This is a genomic window from Phocaeicola salanitronis DSM 18170 (assembly GCF_000190575.1).
Lineage (GTDB): Bacteria > Bacteroidota > Bacteroidia > Bacteroidales > Bacteroidaceae > Phocaeicola > Phocaeicola salanitronis.
Genome location: NC_015164.1, coordinates 3576527 through 3596245, shown reverse-complemented (window position 1 = coordinate 3596245; position 19719 = coordinate 3576527). Strand labels below are relative to the sequence as shown.

General features: G+C 50.1%; 14 protein-coding genes. 11 read left to right on the top strand and 3 right to left on the bottom strand.

Features of this window, described 5'->3' with window-relative positions; translation table 11 throughout:
• Positions 1-463: 463 nt before the first annotated feature.
• The 3 genes from BACSA_RS15255 to BACSA_RS15245 all read right to left on the bottom strand — a co-directional run bounded on the left by BACSA_RS15255 (position 464) and on the right by BACSA_RS15245 (position 5786).
• Positions 464-2122, bottom strand: coding sequence for a TonB-dependent receptor (locus BACSA_RS15255; protein WP_013618932.1), 1659 nt, complete (start codon positions 2120-2122; stop codon positions 464-466).
• Positions 2123-2245: 123 nt separating this feature from the next.
• Positions 2246-5257: a tetratricopeptide repeat protein gene (locus tag BACSA_RS15250; protein WP_013618931.1), complete on the bottom strand. Its 3012-nt coding sequence runs from the start codon at positions 5255-5257 to the stop codon at positions 2246-2248.
• Between the two features lies 1 nt (position 5258).
• On the bottom strand, positions 5259-5786 hold the full coding sequence (locus BACSA_RS15245) for an NUDIX hydrolase (RefSeq protein ID WP_013618930.1): 528 nt from the start codon (positions 5784-5786) through the stop codon (positions 5259-5261).
• Between the two features lie 271 nt (positions 5787-6057).
• Between BACSA_RS15245 and BACSA_RS15240 the strand changes: the two genes are divergently transcribed.
• The 11 genes from BACSA_RS15240 to BACSA_RS15185 all read left to right on the top strand — a co-directional run bounded on the left by BACSA_RS15240 (position 6058) and on the right by BACSA_RS15185 (position 19661).
• Positions 6058-6501 carry a MarR family winged helix-turn-helix transcriptional regulator gene (locus tag BACSA_RS15240; protein WP_013618929.1) on the top strand — a complete coding sequence of 148 codons (444 nt, stop codon included), beginning with the start codon at positions 6058-6060 and terminating at the stop codon, positions 6499-6501.
• Entirely contained in the window at positions 6482-7825 is a 1344-nt protein-coding gene (locus BACSA_RS15235; RefSeq protein WP_013618928.1) for a TolC family protein, read from the top strand. The genes BACSA_RS15240 and BACSA_RS15235 overlap by 20 nt, the downstream gene beginning before the upstream one ends.
• Positions 7826-7841: 16 nt before the next feature.
• On the top strand, positions 7842-8909 hold the full coding sequence (locus BACSA_RS15230; protein ID WP_013618927.1) for an HlyD family secretion protein: 1068 nt from the start codon (positions 7842-7844) through the stop codon (positions 8907-8909).
• A complete protein-coding gene (locus tag BACSA_RS15225) occupies positions 8906-10510 on the top strand; it encodes an MFS transporter (protein WP_013618926.1) in 1605 nt (534 codons plus the stop codon). The genes BACSA_RS15230 and BACSA_RS15225 overlap by 4 nt, the downstream gene beginning before the upstream one ends.
• A 452-nt stretch (positions 10511-10962) precedes the next feature.
• Positions 10963-12621 carry an amino acid permease gene (locus tag BACSA_RS15215; protein WP_041584069.1) on the top strand — a complete coding sequence of 553 codons (1659 nt, stop codon included), beginning with the start codon at positions 10963-10965 and terminating at the stop codon, positions 12619-12621.
• Positions 12622-12711: 90 nt separating this feature from the next.
• Positions 12712-13545, top strand: coding sequence for a 3'(2'),5'-bisphosphate nucleotidase CysQ (cysQ, locus tag BACSA_RS15210; protein ID WP_013618924.1), 834 nt, complete (start codon positions 12712-12714; stop codon positions 13543-13545).
• Positions 13542-15107 (top strand): SLC13 family permease, encoded by a 1566-nt coding sequence (locus BACSA_RS15205; protein WP_013618923.1) that lies wholly within the window; start codon positions 13542-13544, stop codon positions 15105-15107. Before cysQ ends, BACSA_RS15205 begins: the two co-directional genes overlap by 4 nt.
• Before the next feature lie 106 nt (positions 15108-15213).
• Complete coding sequence (gene cysC / locus BACSA_RS15200) at positions 15214-15816, top strand: adenylyl-sulfate kinase (protein ID WP_041584068.1); 603 nt, start codon at positions 15214-15216, stop codon at positions 15814-15816.
• 115 nt (positions 15817-15931) lie between these two features.
• A complete protein-coding gene (gene cysD / locus BACSA_RS15195; protein ID WP_013618921.1) occupies positions 15932-16843 on the top strand; it encodes a sulfate adenylyltransferase subunit CysD in 912 nt (303 codons plus the stop codon).
• Between the two features lie 111 nt (positions 16844-16954).
• The gene (gene cysN, locus BACSA_RS15190; RefSeq protein WP_013618920.1) at positions 16955-18460 is read left to right on the top strand and encodes a sulfate adenylyltransferase subunit CysN; all 1506 of its coding nucleotides are present in this window, start codon (positions 16955-16957) and stop codon (positions 18458-18460) included.
• 91 nt (positions 18461-18551) lie between these two features.
• On the top strand, positions 18552-19661 hold the full coding sequence (locus tag BACSA_RS15185; protein ID WP_013618919.1) for a sulfotransferase family protein: 1110 nt from the start codon (positions 18552-18554) through the stop codon (positions 19659-19661).
• The last annotated feature ends 58 nt before the right edge of the window (positions 19662-19719 follow it).

Here is a 19719-nt window from a genome sequence, read left to right as displayed (position 1 = left end):
CATCTTCAGGGTTTGTTTTTTACACCATTCTTTCACGATGGCAGGCGGATACGCGGGCGGAGAGAGCCATATCCGTTGCGGCACGCTGTTATGTGCATCAGGACATGCATATATTTGTATGCCTTATATGTTTTACGTACGTTCAAATCTAACATCTAACAATATAACAATATAACAATAACCAAAATGAACAGGAACAAAAAAATGGGAATACAACTATATAACATATATATTATATATAAATATATTTATATATAATATATATGTTATACCTATCACTTCTTTTAAGTGGCGTTCGAAATCAAAAAAGCTTATTGTTATATTGTTATATTGTTAGATGTTAGATTTTCGGACGGTCATTTATGTTTTTCAGTCACGCAGTTGGGGGAGACGCCACAATGTGACGTCTCTACTGCATGCAGTATTTTTCCTGATCTACTTATCAATCTGTATGCCAACTAAATCAGAAGCGTACGCTAAGCCCTGCCATGACGTTTATCCCTTGCACGGGATAACCCGTCTCGGTAAGATACGTGCGGTTCAGCAGATTGTTCACCCCTACGAAAACATTCAAACGACCGAAGAACTCGTATCCGGCAGAGAGCGAAAAATCATTGACCGGCTTGGCACTCTCCATGCCTTCCATCTCCACACGCTTCTCGAAACGGTATTGCGCCTTTACCCACAAGTCACGATAAATCTTGGCACGGACAGAAGCATCCAACACAAACCGGGGTTTCAAATAGAGCAAAGGCTCCATGCCCTCCTTTACATTCCAATGGGAATAAACACCGTCCAATGTCATGTCTATCCAATCCTTGTATTGATAAGCGAGCTTCACGCCTCCATACCCCACTTTCGCCTTTTCTTGCGACAAGCCTACATAAGCATACGGATAACCGTTCTCCAGCACGTAAGGTACATGAAACACCTCGTCTTTCACCACACGGTAGCCCCCATACAGGCAAAAGCCGAATCCCGGCACTGGCGCACCTTTGACGCCCGCCTGCATATCGACCGGCGTATAGGAAGTCTGCATCTGCGCCAGTTGCGTCCAATACGGAGAAAGCGCATTCAGCCGGCGGAAATCGTTCAGCCGGGTTCCTCCCGCAGCGTGCACATATACCCGATAGGTCTCGGCGAAAAGGAAATCGAGCTTCACATCGGGCGCTACCATCAGCCTCCCGTCATGTCCGAACTGCGCATCCACGTGCATGCCCGCACGAAGCTGTATGCGCCCGTTATCAAACGTATAATGCGGATTGAGCTGAAGCAAGGTGTAATCGGCCTGACTCACGTCGTGAATCAGGTTGTCCATGGCAAACCCGATGCCTACCCGCTGTATTTCGTTCACCTTGCCGGATACAAAGCCCAAGGTATGGACAATATTCTCGGAACCGTTCTCCATTAAATACATATCGTGCGCACGGCTAAAGCTCCGCAAGCCGGTTTGGAACGAAAAGTCTACCGGAAGCGCCCCTTCTACGGAAGCAAGGCGCACATACCCCTCTCCCAACGTGTAACGCTGGCGTCCGGATACGGACGATTCATCCCTCACCAGCCCTTCCGCCGGCATATAGTTGAACACCTGAGAGGCGAAAGCCCCTCCTACTCCCAACGATACCTTACGAAAAGCATGCCGGTAATCGAGCGACACATCCGTACGATAGAAGCGGGATTTCCAGTCGTCCGCTCCGGAGAAAACAGAAGGCACATCCCCGTTCATCCCATAAAGCGAAGCCGAAAAGCCCAGGCAGTCGCGCCGGGAGATGTCCCACAGGTAAGACAAGCGCGCGTCTACGTTATTCCCCGTACCGTATGCGGCACGGGCATATCCACGCGGCGCTTCCTGCTGTTTTTCATCGCTGCTCATCGCTTGCATCGGCGTGAATCCTCCTGCCGAGAAAGGACGGGGCGATGTGGCATAATCAATGTGTTGCTTAGGCACGGCGGGTTCTTCCACTTCGGGCAACACATTGATTTTAAACGCATCCATCACTTCCGGATTATACTGGTTTTCGACCACGACCGTACGGTTCAGCACCGTATCGGGGGCTTGTTCCTGGGCATACGCATGCATACACCATCCGCCCAGCCCTATTGCTATGATTATTGATTTCATAAACACTTCATTTATATTTATATTGAACACAGAATCTTTTCTTTTTTTAGAGGAGACAAAGCCCACAAAGAAAACCTTAAAATTATTCTCTGTGTCTCTGCACCTCTGTGTTCCATAAATAATCTATTCATTTTCCAACCGCTCCAAACGGGTTTCTATCATCTCCTGAATGTCATCGTCCGCCTGATAGTTCTGCTTCAGAGACAAGAGGTATTGCTTGGCATCCACATCGCGCCCCATCTTCATGTAAATGTCCGACAAGAGCACGAAGCTCCGTGCCAGCCAATAAGCGTGAGGCGTACTGGCATCAATGTAGTCCAACACTTCCTTTTCCGCCTTTTCAGTTTCTCCCGTATCGAAATAGAACTGGGCAAGCAAGTATTTCGCCTCGGCGCCATACTCGTTGCGCGTGTCTTTGGCAAGCAGGGTCAGGTCGCCCACGGCTTCTTGTGTCTTCCCTTCACCGATACATGCCTTGGCACGGGCATAACGCGCCTCGTTCTCCACTTCGGGAGCCAGCTTGCTTTGGCTCAACAAAGAGGAAGCGAGCGCAAGGATTTCTTCCGGATTCTCCGAAAGGCGGGCACACTCCAAGGCACGGCACAAGGCGTCAACTCGTTCTTCTTGTGAAGCGGCACGATCGGCGATGCGTACATACAGGCTCAATGCTTTTCCGTATTCTTTTTCCTGATAAGCGATGCCGGCGCAAAGCTTCATCGCCTCGCCCGAGAACTTATTGTCGGGATATGCCAACACCTTATCCAAATAAGCCGATGCTTCGGTATAATTCTTTTCATTATAAGCCATCAAGCCCAAATAATACGAAGCGTTCACGCTGAATGCCCCTTGCGGGAACGACTGGAGGTAACGGGTGAAGCTGGCTTTTGCCTCTTCCGTCTCGCCCCGCATATACACCCGCTCGGCGGCTACGTAGGTAAGCGAGTCGCGTTCGTTCACATCGAAATTCGCTCCGCCCGGAAGCGTCGACACAAAGCTCAGGTAATCGTCTACCCGGTTCAAATCGATGTATATCGACTTCAGGTCACGTTGCGCCAAGCGGGCTTCCTCGCTTCCCGGATAGTCGGATATCACTTTCTTATAGGCGGCTATCGCTTCGGAATACTTGTCTTCCTGATAGTAAAGCAAGCCGATTTCGTTGGACGCCTTGCGCGAGAGCGGGCTTTCGGGGAAACGCTGGAGCAAGACCGTATAGCGTTCGATGGCTCCGGCATTGTTTTCTTGCTGGACGAAGGCACGCCCTTGCTCGTACAACGCATCGTCGATGTAAGGCGAAGCCGGATAATCGGTCAGCAAGCGGTTCAAGGTCTGAATCTTTCCCGCATAATCGCGCTGCAAACCTTTCACGAACGCTTCCTGGAAAAGCGAATAGTCCCCCAGACTGGGGTCGGCGGCAGATGCCTGCGCATAGAGGGCGCTTGCTTCCGCAAACCGGCGCGCATGGAAATGGCAATCCCCCATGCGGTTATACACGTCCGCCACGATGCGGCGGTCTTTCACCTGCGCTTGCGAACAACGGGTGAACCAGGTCAAGGCTTGCTCGTATTGCTTTTGCTTGAAGGCTACGTAACCTAAATTATACAATGCCAGAGCGTATTCTTCTCCCGTACGGCCGGGCGTATATTCCAGGTAAAGCCGATAGTCGGAAGCAGCCTGTGCATACTGCTCCAACCGGTATTTCGATTCGCCCCGCCAATAATACGCATCCGCCTTGGTTTGCCGGTCATATCGCCCCAAGTCAATCGATTGGGTGAAATACCCGATGGCATTCTCGAAAGCGGCTTGTGCGAAAGCCAAGATTCCGATGCGGAACAACAATTTCTGCTTAGCTTCCAAAATACGGTCGCCCGGATGCGAGATTTTGGCAATCGAGTTCAACGCCGCCTGATAACTCCGGGTATTCATATAGACCTCTACCAGGTAATCGTTCACCTTCGCGGCATAGGCAGAATTCGGGAATTCGTTCAAGAACCGCTCGAACACCGTGACCGACTCGGCAAAGGGTGAATACGATGTCTCGTGGATGCAAAGCGCATAGTTGTACAGAGCCTGCTCCTGCACGTTCCGGTCGAACGTCATTGCCGAAGCCTGCTCGAACGCCATGCGGGCACGGGTACGGTCTTTCAGTTGGAGGTAGGCCAGCCCGCTATGCAGGTAAGCGTTCTGAGTCAGCGCGTCCGGCCTCCCTGTCGCCTTGTTCAAGGCGTCCACCGCCTTCGAATAGACTCCTGTCTGATAATAACTCATGCCCAATGCATACTGCGCCTCCCGGTCTTTGCCCCCTTCGGGAGAGCCGCAATAAGTCTCCAAAGGCTTTACCGCTTCGGCATACCGCCCCATCCCGTAGCTTGCCTCGCCTCCGATGCGCTGCATCAACAAGGCATATTCATGCCGGGGATAAGCCTCCAGGTACATATCCGCCAACCGCTTTGCTTTCTGATAATCGTGCTTCTCCAGACAAATGTCCGCTATATAATAAGGCGTATAGGGCGCATATTTCCCGCTTTCCCCCGCAAGGCGGAAGCCTTCCAACGCTTCGTCATACCGCTCCCGGGCATAATCGATATAAGCCAAGTGGTAAACCGCGTCAAGCCGGTACTCCCTGCTTACATCCTTCAATATGGAGAACCACAAGGCCGCATCCTTCAGGGCGCCTCCTTTCAGGTACGAAGTGCCCAAACGCAACAAAACTTCGTCGCGTTCTCCATCGGCAAGCCAACGCACATTGCACTTTTCAAAGTACATAATGGCTTCGGGATAATTCTTGTCGAAGAAATAAGCGGAGCCTATCAGGGCATTCACCCGATTGACGTACCGCGAATCGGGATATTGCTCCACGAAAGCTTTCAACCGGCGGATGCGGCCGGGCTTATTCAGTTCGTACGAAGTGCAAGCCAGCATGTATGCCGCTTCCTCGGCAAATTCCGCAGAAGTATCTTGTTGCAAATAATGTGTCAAAGTCTGTTGCGCCGCGGCATAATCGTGCCGGAGGAACAACTCCTTCCCGTCCTCAAACAAACGGACAGGGGCTGCCAGCGGTCCAATCTGCTGGGCAAAAGCCATCCAAGGCATCATGCACGCCAAGCCAGCTATCTCGAGTTTTCTTTTCCTTTTCATATCACTTTGATTTATGTAAAGCCAAAAACCGGGCCACTCCTTCCCGCACCGAATCCAGCCCGAATTCCTCCGGACGGATTTGGTCGAGCGGCATCCAGAACGAGTCCGCCACATCATCCATCGCCTGCAAACGGCTATCGTCTTCTACCCGGCAAAGGAAAAACAAGTCGAGCGTATGCACCAGAAATCCCGAATACAGATACGTATTGGGCAACGAGAACTGGTAAACGGCTTCGGTCACCTTCAGCCCAGTCTCTTCCATCACCTCGCGTGCCACGCCTTCTTCGCCGGTCTCATACATATCGATAAAGCCTCCCGAGAGGTCGAGCGTGCCCTTGGCGGGTTCTTTCCCCCGACGGCACACCAGCAACTCATTCCTGCGGTTCAGGATAAAAGCAACCGTAGCCGCACTTGAATTGAAATAATACACAAAGCCGCAATCGGCACATTTCTTCGCCTTTGCATTGCGGACCTCGAAATGAGAAGACCCGCATTTCGGACAATATTTGAATAACTCTAACGGATGCATCGTATTACATATTTAAATACTTCACTGCAAATATACGATATTTGCCCGAATCACACCAATACGTTCCTCACTTTATAGTAAAAACAGCATTGAATAGAACACAGAAGGCACAGAAAGACACAGATTTTTTTCTTCTGTGTATTCTCGTGTTGTCTGCGTTCTATGATAGCATCAACAAAAAATGCCGTGTAAAGTATAATTTAGTCAACTATTTGACCAATTCGAAAAGAATGCGTATCTTTGCGCCCCGAAAAGGATAAAGATTGTTTTTATGGAAAAAGAAAGTGCTGCATTCAGGGAGCTGATGTTGCAGTTGTTTCGTACGCGGATGACCTTCAGGCGTGCTGTGCAACGGGCTCTGAAAAAGACAGAAGCAGGGATTACATTCGAGATGCTTCAGGTATTGCGGTGTTTGTGGGAAGAACAAGGCATCTCCCAGCAGGTACTGGCAGAACGCATTGCCAAAGGAAAAGCCGCATTGTCGAACCTGATAATGAATCTGGAGAAAAAGAATTATGTGTACCGGCTGGAAAATCCTTCCGACCGCCGGAACAAGCAGGTCTTCCTGAGCGAAGAAGGAAGCTTGTTTTACAAGCGCATCAGCATTGCGCTGGATGCTATTTACGAGTCTGCCGGCGTTGCCATAGGGCTGGAGAAGGTAAAGTCGATGTCAGCTGATTTAAAACTTACCGGCGATGTGTTGGAAAAAGTTTAGCCTGTTGCTCTGGGGCGTTTGCGCCCTTGCCTTCATAGATGTGCAGGCAGCAGAAAAGGAAGAAATAAAAGAGGACCAGCCTGCCGACTCGTTGTTCCTGACGGTAGATGAACTGTTCCGCTTGGGCGTGGAGAATAGCTTGCGCCTTCAGGCAGATGCCTTGGACGAGGCTATGGCATACGAACGTGGCAAGACCGCCCGCACTTCGCGCCTGCCCAATTTGCAGATAGGCTTGCGCGGGGGTGTCGTAGGGCAGCCAGTGGTGTTCCAGCGCGGTTTGTCGGATGCCGTGCGTCCCGACACGCCCGACTGGTCGCAGAACTATGCGATAGATTTTACCCAGCCGCTTTACGAAGGCGGAAGAATCCGCTACGCCATCCGGAGGGCAGACCTGCAGACCCATGCCGCCGCACTTCGTTCCGCCTCCGACCGTGCCGACGTGAAGCTTGAACTGCTGGAACAGTATATGAGCCTGTTCAGCCTGTACAAGCAGCGCGAGGTACTGATGCGGAACATCGAGGAATCAGAGCTTCGGTTGAAAGATATCCGCCAGATGAAGAAGGAAGGCCTGATTACGAACAACGACGTGTTGCGCAGTGAAATGCAGCTCACGAACGACCGCCTGTCGCTGACCGAAACCGAGAACAGCCTGGCGCTGGTTTCGCAACAGCTCGACATCTTGCTGGGACTGGACGAGAGCCGCATGCTTTTGCCCGATACGTCCTTGCTCCGGCGTTCGGTGGCATTGCAGGAGTATGACGCTTACGTAGAAGAGGCGTACCTGAACGACCCTGCCATGCAATTGTTGCGCAAGCAGACCGAAATAGCCAAAAACGAGGTCCGCCTGACCAAGGCCGAAGCTTTGCCCAGCATTTCGCTTTATGCCTCGAATACGTTGGCACGCCCCGTGTCACGCACAATGGCGGACATGTATAACAATGCGTGGAATTTCGGATTGTCAGTCTCTTATCCCCTCTCGTCATTGTATAAGAACAATCACCGGGTGAAGGAAAGCAAGTTTGCCGTGCAGATGAACCTGAATGCCGAAGAACAGAAAAAGCAACAGGTGCGCGTAACGGTACGCACGGCATTTCTCCGCCACCGGGAGGCTTTGCGCCAGGTAGATGCCTTGAAGCTTTCCGTGCACCAGGCGGAAGAGAACTATCGCATTATGCAGAACCGGTATCTGAACCAGCTGGCGATACTGACCGACTTGCTGGATGCCAATGCGGTGAGGTTGAACGCGGAACTGCAACTTACATCGGCACGCACGCAGGTCATCTATACTTATTTTCAACTGGAAAGAGCCTGCGGAAGATTGTGAAATAAAACGAAGAATCATGGGAGAACTAAGAATAAAACGAGAAAGACTGAGGAAATTACGTATGCGGAACCGGATATTGAACGTGGTGTGCATCGTCCTTGCCGGTTCCGGACTATGGTGGACCGCCACTTATTTTTGGCGTTATTTCAATTATGAGGTAACCAACGATGCCTTTATCGACCAGTATGTGGCTCCGTTGAATGTCCGGGCATCGGGCTATATCAAGGAAGTGCGTTTCAGAGAACACCAATATGTGCACAAAGGTGATACGTTGCTGGTACTGGACAATAGCGAATACTTGATTCGGGTAAAAGAGGCCGAAGCGGCTTTGCTGGATGCACGGGGAGCACAAGATGTCCTGCATTCGGGCATTGAAACCTCGCACGCCAACATTGCGGTGCAAGACGCCAACATTGCCGAGGCAAAGGCACGCTTGTGGCAACTGGAACAAGACTATCACCGTTTCCAGCGGTTATTGAAAGAAGAATCCATCCCCCAGCAGCAGTTCGAGCAGGCAAAGGCATCGTACGAGGCAGCCCAAGCACGCTATCAGGCTTTGCTGGAGCAAAAACGTGCCGCCCAGTCGCAATATACCGAAACCAGCAAGCGGACCGTAAGCGCCGAGGCCACCATCCTGCGCATGGAGGCAGACCTCGACCTGGCAAGGCTGAACCTGTCGTACACGATACTGATAGCCCCCTACGACGGGTATATGGGCAGGCGCACATTGGAACCGGGGCAATATGTGCAGGCGGGACAGACCATTTCGTATCTGGTAAGAGGGGATGACAAGTGGGTGACCGCCAACTACAAGGAGACTCAGATTATGCATATTTACATCGGACAGCCCGTACGCATCAAGGTAGATGCCTTGCCGGGCAGGGTGTTCCGGGGAGAGGTGACGGCCATATCGGAAGCCACCGGCTCGAAGTATTCGCTGGTGCCGACCGATAATTCGGCAGGAAACTTCGTAAAAGTGCAGCAACGCATTCCGGTGCGCATCGACTTGAAAGACGCGTCGGATGACGACATGCGGCATCTGCGTGCCGGAATGATGGTAGAGACGGAGGCTTTGCGGAAATGATGGATGTAAGGAGTTTGGGACTTCCCGTGCGGAGGTGGGTGCCCGACTGGCTGGCGGTGGCTGCTCTTTTCATCGTAATATTGCCGGTATTGATGGTCAACGGCGCTTATACGGGCAGCATGCTCGAGGTGTCGAATACGCTGGGCACGAATACCGAGGACATCACGATGGCTTATTACGCCGCATCGGCAGGGATGGCAATCGGCTATCCCATTGTACCGAAAGTGCTTTCTGCCTTTCCGGCGAAGCCTTTGCTGCTTGCCGACCTTGTCCTGCAGTTCTTTCTGAGCTGGATTTGCGCCCGCTCACAGAATGCGGACATCCTGATTGTGGCAAGCTTTGTCATCGGCTTCCTGAAGGGGTTCATGATGTTGTGGTTCATCCGTATCGTGAAATTCATCTTCAGCCCGAAGGATGTACGCAGCGAGTTTTACTCGTATTTCTATCCGCTGGTATTCGGGTTCGGACAGCTTTCGATGGTGCTTACGGCAGAACTGGCATACCATTACGACTGGAAGTATATGTATTATTTCGAAATGGCACTGATGCTGCTGAGCATCCTGACGGTAATCATTTGCTTCCGGCAAGACAAGGACAGGACGGGATTGCCGATCGAAGAACTGCATCTGCGCGAAATGCTGGTGGCGGCTGTAGGGGTGCTGATGCTGATGTACGTGGCGGATTATGGGAAGATGCTCGACTGGATGGCCTCTTTCAAGATTCGCGCCTACCTGGTTATCGGCCCCATACTGATTGCCTTTTTCATTTGGTTGCAGGCGCACGCCGAAAAGCCCTTCGTCAATCTGGCTCCCTTGTATCAGCCCAAAGCCATCGTGGGATATCTCTACATGATGCTGGTGATGTTTTTCAGCACGTCTACCACGTTGCTCACCAACTATATGACTTCCATCTTGCAAGTGGATTCCGCGCGTACGTACCTTTTATATATATGGATGCTGCCGGGATATGTGCTGGGGGCGTTCATCTGCTTCTGGTGGTTCAGGTGGCAACGGTGGCGTTTCCGCTTCCTCATAGCCGGAGGCATGGCATGCTTTGCCTTGTTTTTCGGCATATTGTATTTTACGGTTTCGCCGGAAAGCACGTATGAGATGCTGTTTTTCCCCGTGTTTATCCGCGGGCTGGGAATGCTGGTTGTGATTATCGCATTTGCCTTGTTCTCGGTAGAGGACCTGAATCCGAAATTCCTGCTCTCGAATGCTTTTTTCCTGATACTGAGCCGTTCGGTGCTGGCACCGATTATGGCAACTTCGTTTTACAGCAACGTGCTTTACCACCTGCAGCAAAAGTACATGCATTCGTTATCGGAAACCCTGACGATGGCAGACCCGCTGGCGGCATCGCGGTTCTCCCAATCGTTGAGCAGCGGAATAGGGCAAGGACACGGTTATGCCGAAGCGGCACAGATGGCGACTTCTTCGCTTTATGCCACGCTCCAGCAGCAAAGCCTGCTGCTGGCGTTGAAGGACATTCTGGGGTGGCTGTTCATCGTGACGCTGGTGATAGCCATCGTGTCGCGCTTCATTCCATTCCATAAAACCATCCGTGTCACCTTTGCCAAGGCAGGCGATGATATGGTATAAACTTTTTTGTCTTATCACACTGCAGAAAGCTTTCGCAGCCTGCAATTTCGTGCTGCCACCGGCAGGAAGCTTTCGCAGCCTGCGATTTCGCGCTGCCGCCGGCAGGAAGCTTTCGCACGTTGCGATTTCATGCTGCCGTCGGCAGGAAGCTTTCGTAGGCCTGCGATTTCATGCTGCCGCCGGCAGGAAGCTTTCGTAGGCCTGCGATTTCGTGCTGCCGCCGGCAGGAAGCTTTCGCACGTTGCGATTTCATGCTGCCGCCGGCAGGAAGCTTTCGTAGGCCTGCGATTTCGCGCTGCCGCCGGCAGGAAGCTTTCGCACGTTGCGATTTCGTGTTTGCCGTATTTTCGCAAACCAATTCGGGTCTGCTATAAATTTCTTGTTGAAATCGTCTCATATACAAAAAAATATCCGTAAGTTTGCACCCTAAAACCAATACGGCTTACAAATACATGGAAGGATTATTCGTCAGAAAGAGCATAGACGCATTGCAGGCAGAGGCAGGGCAGACAGGCGCAAAGACCCTGAAACGGGTGTTAGGACCGGTCAGCCTTGTGGCTCTGGGCGTAGGCGTGATTATCGGGGCAGGGCTGTTTTCGATTACGGGAACGGTGGCTTCGGAATATACCGGACCTGCCATTACACTCTCGTTCATCATCGCCGCTATCGGGTGTTGCTTCGCAGGCCTGTGCTATGCCGAGTTCGCCTCGATGATTCCGGTGGCGGGAAGCGCCTATACCTATTCGTATGCCACCATGGGCGAGCTGATTGCCTGGATTATCGGATGGGATCTGGTACTGGAATACACCGTGGCGGCTACTACGGTCAGCATCAGCTGGAGCCGGTATCTGGTAGTGTTCCTGCAAGGAGCGGGCATCGATTTGCCTCACGCATGGACGGCATGTCCGTGGGACGGAGGCATTGTCAACATTCCCGCCATGGTGATTGTGGTACTGATGAGCCTGATTCTGATGCGGGGAACGGCAGGAAGCTCCTTCTTCAACGGTCTGATTGTATTCCTGAAAATCAGTGTTATCTTAGTTTTCGTGTTCTTAGGATGGAAGTTCATTGAGGCAGAAAACTACGTGCCCTACATTCCGGAGAATACCGGACGTCTGGGAGAGTTCGGCTTATCAGGCATCTTGCGAGGAGCTGCCATTGTGTTTTTCGCTTTTCTGGGATTTGATGCGGTAAGCACGGCGGCTCAGGAAACAAAGAACCCCAAACGCGATATGCCCATCGGCATTCTGGTCTCTCTTTTGGTTTGTACGGTTTTATATATCTTGTTTGCGCACGTCATGACAGGCGTGGCACATTATACCGAGTTCGACGGACAAGAAGGAATCGCCCCGGTAGCTGTAGCTATCGCACACATGGGCGAACAGGACGCCCAAGGAATCATCACACCGGCTTATCCATGGCTGAACAAGGCGATTATCCTCGCTATCCTGTTCGGCTATTGTTCGGTAATCATGGTGACTTTGCTCGGCCAGAGCCGCGTGTTCCTCAGCATGAGCCGTGACGGGTTGCTGCCTCCGTTTTTCTCACGCATCAACCCACGCTTCCGCACACCGGTGCATAGCAATTTCTTGTTTATGATAGTGGTAAGCCTCCTGGCGGGATTTGTTCCGGCTCAGGTAGCGGGCGAAATGACCAGTATCGGTACCCTGCTCGCCTTCACCCTGGTATGCGCGGCTGTGCTGATCGTACGCAAGACGATGCCCGATGTGCACCGGGCGTTCAAGACGCCCTTCGTACCCTTTGTCCCCATCATGGGCATCCTTACGTGCCTGTGCATGATGTGTTTCCTTCCGGCAGACACATGGATACGGCTGGTGCTCTGGATGCTGGTAGGGCTGGATATCTATGCCAGCTACGGACGGAAACACAGCCAGCTGGAGCCTGACAGGGCATACCGTAAGGGAGATACCGTACTGAACGTGCTGGGGTTGGTGCTGGCAGTATTGAGCGTCATCACGGGATTATGGCACCAGCAGACCGTAGGCTGGGAGGCGGACAAGACCCTGCTTGTCATATCCTTTGTCTTCGCCTTTACCCATTGTGCCTACTATATGTGGAGGCTTTGGCATCAGGCAAAAGCGCATGGATAATAAATAAAATTAAGAAGTGACACAAAAAACGAGATATGAACTATTGATAATAAAAGAAAAAGCTGTTATTTTACGCCAAATTAGACAGATATGGAAAAAGAAGAACTGATGCTGGCCATCCGTGCCGCACTGGAAGCGGGTGCAGCAATAATGAACGTATATACCGATCCGAACGCGGATTTTGAAATAGAACGGAAGGCGGACAATTCGCCCCTCACCATTGCCGACAAGCGTTCGAACGAAGTGATTATGCGCCGCTTGTCGACGCTGCCCTATCCCGTATTGAGTGAAGAAGGGAAAGCCATACCTGCCGAAAAACGGATGGGATGGAAAAACTTATGGGTAGTCGACCCGCTGGACGGCACAAAAGAATTCATCAAGCGCAACGGAGAGTTTACGGTAAACATCGCGTTCGTGAGCGAAGGGAAACCCGAAACGGGCGTCATCTATATCCCTGTAAGAGAAGAGCTTTATTTTGCCGACAAGGCTCTGGGCGCCTACAAGGTAGAGCATATCACCGCCTTGGATACCGGCGAGACGTTGGAGTCTTTGCAGGCACGTGCGCACCGTTTGCCTTATTCCGAAGATACTTCCGATGACACATTCATTATCGTGGCATCGCGCTCGCACCTGAGTGCGGAGACCGGACAATATATATCCGAAATGGAACAGAAGTATCCGAAGGTGGAAACGGTGTCAAGAGGCAGTTCGCTGAAGCTGTGCCTGATAGCCGAAGGCAAGGCTGACGTATATCCCCGCTTCGCCCCTACCATGGAATGGGACACGGCGGCAGGCCATGCCATAGTCCGCGCATCGGGAGGCGAAGTATATCAGGCGGAACATCCTGACACTCCTTTATTATATAATAAGGAAGACCTATTGAATCCGTGGTTTATTGCGTATCCTAAAAAGAGAAAGTCATGAATTTCGAGATAATCTTTGTATTGGTCGGGCTGATAGGCATGCTGGTCGCCCTTATCATGGACAAAATGCGTCCGGGCATCGTATTGCTCTCGCTGGTCGTGGTATTTATGGCGGCAGGCATCATCACGCCCAAACAGATGGTGGCAGGATTCAGCAACCGGGGCATGATTACGGTGGCATTGCTCTTCCTGGTAAGCGAAGGCGTGCGCCAGAGCGGTGCGTTGGCAACCGTCATAAAAAAGCTTCTCCCCGAACGGAAGATGTCTGTAACGCAAGCCCAGCTCCGCCTGCTTCCGGTGGTAAGTGCCTTCTCGGCTTTCTTAAACAATACGCCCGTAGTGGTCATCTTTGCGCCGATTGTGAAGAATTGGGCGAAAAAAGTAGGCTTGTCATGCACCAAATTCCTCATTCCCCTATCGTATGCCACGATATTAGGCGGTTTGTGTACACTCATCGGCACCTCTACCAATCTGGTGGTACACGGTATGATGATTGACCGCGGATTGCCGGGGCTGAAGATGTTCGACCTTGCCTTTATCGGCATCCCTATCACCATAGTCGGCCTGCTCTTTATCCTATTGACTTCGAAGAAATTGCTTCCTGCCGAGCGTCCTGACAATTTCGAAGAGGAAGAAGCAGATGCGGCGGAAGAAAGCGGAAAGCACATCGTAGAGGTAGTGCTTGCTTCCCGTTTCCCGGGATTGAAGCGTAAGCTGAAGAGCTTTGACTTCAAGCGCCGTTATGGTGCCGAAATCAAAGAGATACGCCAAGGCGGACAGGTCATTACCGAAAACTTGGGTGAAGTGCGCCTGCAAGAAGGCGACACGCTGGTATTGCTTGCCGACGAGGCCTTCACCAAAACATGGGGAGACTCTTCGGTCTTCCTGATGATGACCAACGGAAAGGAAATCCCTTCGCGCCCCATGCCGGTATGGAAAAAATGGACGGCTCTGGCTCTTTTGCTCATTATGATTATCGGAGCCACTATCGGCGAACTTCCGTATTTCCAGGAACGTTTTCCGAACGTGAAGATGGATATGTTCTTCTTTGCGGCGGTCACGGCGGTAGTAATGGCCTGGCTCAAGATTTTTCCGCCTAAGAAATACACCAAGTACATCAGTTGGGACATCCTGATTACCATTGCCTGTGCCTTTGCCATCAGTGCTGCGATGGAAGAGTCGGGCTTGGCATCATTGATAGCCGAATTCATCAAGAGCGTATCCGGCTCGTTAGGAGCTTGGGGTGCATTGGCTTTGCTCTATTTCGTCACGCTTGTAATCACCGAGCTGATAACGAACAATGCCGCGGCGGCACTCGCCTTTCCATTGGCATTAGAGACCGCAAGCCAGTTCGGAGTAGACCCGATGCCGTTCTTCATTGCCATCTGTATCGCCGCATCAGCAGGATTTGCCACTCCGATAGGATACCAGACGAACCTCATCGTACAAGGTGCCGGAAACTATAAGTTCACCGATTTCGTAAAGATAGGGCTTCCGATGGACATCATCGTGATGATACTTTCCATCACGCTTATCCCATTGATATGGCCGTTCGGCAATTGATAATTGATAATTACTAACTTAAATAATAGAAAGACAATGGATATTGAAAATTACAATGCCGAAGGGCAATTGTCAATTGTCAATCATCAATTGTCAATCAAAAAAGATGAATAACATTTATCCGATATTTGACAAGATGCTGACCCGTGACGATAAGGAAGCTTTGCTGGGACAACACGGGCTGATGGTTTGGTTCACAGGGCTAAGCGGTTCGGGAAAGAGCACGATTGCCATTGCCCTTGAGCGCGAACTGCAAAAACGTGGATTGCTTTGCCGCATTCTGGACGGAGACAACATCCGGAGCGGCATCAACAACAACTTAGGCTTTTCGCCCGAAGACCGCGTAGAGAATATCCGCCGGATAGCCGAAGTGGGGAAACTGTTTGTAGATACAGGTATCATCACCATAGCCGCTTTTATCAGTCCGAACAACCAATTGCGTGAAATGGCATCACGCATTATCGGCAAGGATGATTTTATGGAAGTATATGTCAGCACCCCGATAGAAGAATGCGAACGCCGGGACGTAAAAGGACTGTATGCCAAGGCACGCCGGGGCGAAATCAAAGAGTTCACAGGCATATCGGCTCCTTTCGAGGCACCCGAATCCCCTGCTCTCTCGCTCGATACATCCAAGCTCTCGCTGGAAGAATCCGTAAACCGGCTTTTGGAATTAATACTGCCAAGAGTGAAAAGTAATATAGAATAAAACACAGAGACACAAAGACACAGAAAAATAATTTTTATCTGTGCCATTAAATAAAAACCCGGCGTCTCTGTGCCTTTGTGTTCATAAAAAAGAATAGATTAAACAACAATATTTTATGGAAGAAACATACAATTTAAGCCACTTGAAAGAACTGGAAGCGGAATCTATCCATATCATCCGTGAAGTGGCTGCCGAATTTGAAAATCCGGTAATGCTCTATAGCATCGGAAAAGATTCATCCGTAATGGTACGGCTTGCCGAGAAGGCATTTGCGCCGGGAAGGCCGCCTTTCCCCTTGATGCATATCGACTCAAAATGGAAATTCAAGGAAATGCTTCAGTTCCGCGACACGTATGCCAAAGAGCATGGCTGGAAACTGATAGTAGAAAGCAATATGGAAGCGTTCCGTGCCGGAGTGGGACCTTTCACTCATGGAAGCAAAGTACATACCGACCTGATGAAAACCCAAGCCCTGCTTCACGCCCTCGATAAATACAAATTCGATGCGGCTTTCGGAGGTGCACGCCGGGATGAAGAGAAATCACGCGCCAAAGAGCGTATATTCTCTTTCCGCAATGAGTTTCATCAATGGGACCCCAAGAACCAGCGTCCCGAATTATGGGATATCTATAATACCCGCATCCGCAAAGGCGAAAGCATCCGTGTGTTCCCTTTGAGCAACTGGACCGAACTGGACGTATGGCAATACATCCGCTTGGAAAAAATTCCTATCGTTCCGCTTTATTTCGCAAAAGTACGCCCTACGGTCAATATCGACGGTCAATTGATTATGCCCGATGATGACCGCTTGCCCGAGAAATACCGCGACAAGATAGAGATGAAGAAAATCCGTTTCCGCACATTGGGCTGCTGGCCCTTGACCGGTGCCATTGAAAGCGAGGCGGACACCATCGAAAAGATTGTGGAAGAGATGATGACCACCACCAAAAGCGAACGCACTACCCGTGTCATCGACTTCGACCAAGAAGCCAGCATGGAGGAAAAGAAACGGGAAGGATACTTTTAAATGAACAATTAATAATGAATAATTAATAACGATTCCTACATTCGTTTGTTGTTCATTACCTATTCATGCACCGTTATTAACTATTAATTGTTAATTATTAATTGAAGAAAAATGGAAGAAATAGATAAAACCAAATCAGGAAACCCGATGGAAGGCGAAGCCAGAGGCCGTATGTCAATTGAAGAGTTTCTGAAAAAGGATGAGGAAAAAGACCTGTTGCGCTTTCTTACCGCCGGTTCGGTGGACGACGGTAAATCCACTCTTATCGGACGCTTGCTTTTCGATAGCAAGAAGATTTACGAAGACCAGCTTGACGCACTCGAACGCGACAGCAAGCGCGTAGGCAATGCGGGCGAACATATCGATTATGCCCTTTTGCTCGACGGACTGAAAGCCGAACGTGAACAAGGCATCACCATCGATGTGGCATACCGGTATTTCTCTACCAACCACCGCAAATTCATTATTGCCGATACTCCGGGACACGAACAATACACACGCAACATGATTACCGGAGGCTCTACCGCTAATCTGGCGGTTATCCTTGTCGATGCACGTGCCGGAGTCATCACCCAAACCCGACGCCACTCGTATCTTGTTTCATTATTGGGCATCAAGCACGTGGTATTGGCGGTGAACAAGATGGACCTTGTAGACTTCTCAAAGGAAATATTCGATAAGATTGTAGCGGATTATAAAGCGTTCATCAGTCCGCTGGGCGTACCTGATGTGACCTGCATTCCTTTGTCGGCACTCGATGGAGACAATGTGGTAGAAAAGTCCGCACGTACTCCATGGTACGAAGGCCCCTCCTTGCTGGAATTCCTCGAGACCGTACATATCGGGAATGACCATAACCTGACTGATTTCCGCTATCCCGTACAATATGTGCTCCGCCCGAATCTTGATTTCCGCGGATTCTCATCCAAAGTGGCTTCGGGCATCGTACGCAAAGGAGATGAAGTGATGGCACTTCCTTCGGGAAAGAAAACGCGCGTCAAAGCTATTTATTCTCCCGACGGAGAATGTGATTATGCGTATCCGCCCATGTCTGTCACCCTGACATTGGAAGACGAAATAGATGTATCACGTGGCGAAATGTTGGTACACCCCGACAATGTCCCCATGGTAGGACGCAACTTCGAGGCAATGCTGGTATGGATGGACGAGGAAAAAATGGATATGGAGAAATCATTCTTCCTGAAACAAACTACCAACACCAGCCGTACCCGTATCGACAGCATCAAGTACAAGGTGGATGTCAACACCATGGAGCACTTGAGTGTAGAGAACGGAAAACTCCGTAAGGAAGACATGCCTTTGGAATTGAACCAAATCGCACACGTCGTGCTCACCTCATCGAAGGAATTGTTCTTCGACCCGTACACCCAAAACAAGGCTACAGGCGCGTTCATCCTTATCGACCCGATTACCAACAACACCAGTGCTGCCGGCATGATTATCAACCGGGTAGAAGACAAAGACATGCATACTACGATGGAAATCCCAGTACTCGACTTGCCCAAGTTAGGCATTGCTCCCGAGCACTATGAAGCCATTGAAACCGCAGTAAAGGAATTGGAACGCCGTGGATATGCAATAGAGATAAAGAAATAAGTTTTTAATGAAGAATGAAGAATTAAGAATGAAGAATTTTGACTGGTTCACATCATTCTTAGTTCTTCATTCTTAATTTTTCATTTACAATATGGGCTTATTAGAATTCAGCAAACTACCGGTAAACACGTTAGTGGGAGCCGACTGGAAAACATTCAATGAGATAACACGCGGACGGGTGATTGACCCGGATTATCGAGGAAAATACCGTTTGACCAAAGCCGTATGCCGCTTGCTTTCCGTACTAAAACCCTTGCAGGATAAAAAGTACGAGAAACTCTTGGCATCCAAACCTCTTGAACACGATCCGGTGTTCATCCTCGGACATTGGCGCAGCGGAACCACCTTCATGCACAACGTCTTTTCGTGTGATAAGCACTTTGGCTATAACACTACATACCAAACCGTATTCCCGCATCTGATGATGTGGGGGCAACCTTTCTTTAAGAAAAACATGAGCTGGCTAATGCCCGACAAGCGCCCTACCGATAACATGGAGCTTGCCGTCGACCTGCCTCAGGAAGAAGAGTTTGCCCTTACCAATATGATGCCTTATACGTATTATAACTTTTGGTTCCTGCCCAAACACATGCAAGAGTATGCCGACAAGTATTTGCTTTTCGAAGATATTACGAATGATGAACTGAAAGTGTTCGAAGAAACCTTTACCAAACTCATCAAGATATCACTTTGGAATACGAACGGCACCCAGTTCCTGAGTAAGAACCCTCCGCATACAGGACGTGTGAAAGAGTTGGTGAAAATGTTCCCCAATGCCAAGTTCATCTACCTGATGCGCAATCCTTATACGGTATTCGAATCTACCCGAAGCTTTTTCACCAACACCATCAAGCCTCTTCAGTTGCAAAGCATCAGCCCCGAGGAACTTCAGGAAAATATTCTTTCGGTTTATGCCAAGTTGTATCATAAGTACGAGGCTGACAAGCGTTTTATACCCGAAGGAAACTTGGTAGAAGTACGTTTTGAAGATTATGAGAAGAATGCGTTCGACCTGACGCAGGAAATTTATCAAAAGCTTTCTTTACCCGGATTCGAAGAAGCTCGTCCCGCTATCGAAGCATACGTCAATAAGAAAAAGGGCTATAAGAAAAACAAGTATCAATACAAGCCCGAAACAGTAGAACTGGTAGAAAAACATTGGCGTTTCGCACTTGACGAGTGGAATTATCATTTAGAATAATTAAACAAGCTGATTTATCATTATTCCAATAGAGAAACGGTAAAGTAAACATACCTGC

What these genes read in the sequence shown, in the direction of transcription:
- cysQ (WP_013618924.1), top strand. Translation starts at nt 12,712, where the DNA reads ATGGAAAAAGAAGAACTGATGCTGGCCATCCGTGCCGCACTGGAAGCG.
- BACSA_RS15215 (WP_041584069.1), top strand. Translation starts at nt 10,963, where the DNA reads ATGGAAGGATTATTCGTCAGAAAGAGCATAGACGCATTGCAGGCAGAG.
- BACSA_RS15205 (WP_013618923.1), top strand. Translation starts at nt 13,542, where the DNA reads ATGAATTTCGAGATAATCTTTGTATTGGTCGGGCTGATAGGCATGCTG.
- BACSA_RS15230 (WP_013618927.1), top strand. Translation starts at nt 7,842, where the DNA reads ATGGGAGAACTAAGAATAAAACGAGAAAGACTGAGGAAATTACGTATG.
- cysN (WP_013618920.1), top strand. Translation starts at nt 16,955, where the DNA reads ATGGAAGAAATAGATAAAACCAAATCAGGAAACCCGATGGAAGGCGAA.
- BACSA_RS15240 (WP_013618929.1), top strand. Translation starts at nt 6,058, where the DNA reads ATGGAAAAAGAAAGTGCTGCATTCAGGGAGCTGATGTTGCAGTTGTTT.
- cysC (WP_041584068.1), top strand. Translation starts at nt 15,214, where the DNA reads ATGAATAACATTTATCCGATATTTGACAAGATGCTGACCCGTGACGAT.
- BACSA_RS15185 (WP_013618919.1), top strand. Translation starts at nt 18,552, where the DNA reads ATGGGCTTATTAGAATTCAGCAAACTACCGGTAAACACGTTAGTGGGA.
- BACSA_RS15255 (WP_013618932.1), bottom strand. Translation starts at nt 2,122, where the DNA reads ATGAAATCAATAATCATAGCAATAGGGCTGGGCGGATGGTGTATGCAT.
- BACSA_RS15235 (WP_013618928.1), top strand. Translation starts at nt 6,482, where the DNA reads ATGTGTTGGAAAAAGTTTAGCCTGTTGCTCTGGGGCGTTTGCGCCCTT.
- BACSA_RS15225 (WP_013618926.1), top strand. Translation starts at nt 8,906, where the DNA reads ATGATGGATGTAAGGAGTTTGGGACTTCCCGTGCGGAGGTGGGTGCCC.
- BACSA_RS15250 (WP_013618931.1), bottom strand. Translation starts at nt 5,257, where the DNA reads ATGAAAAGGAAAAGAAAACTCGAGATAGCTGGCTTGGCGTGCATGATG.
- cysD (WP_013618921.1), top strand. Translation starts at nt 15,932, where the DNA reads ATGGAAGAAACATACAATTTAAGCCACTTGAAAGAACTGGAAGCGGAA.
- BACSA_RS15245 (WP_013618930.1), bottom strand. Translation starts at nt 5,786, where the DNA reads ATGCATCCGTTAGAGTTATTCAAATATTGTCCGAAATGCGGGTCTTCT.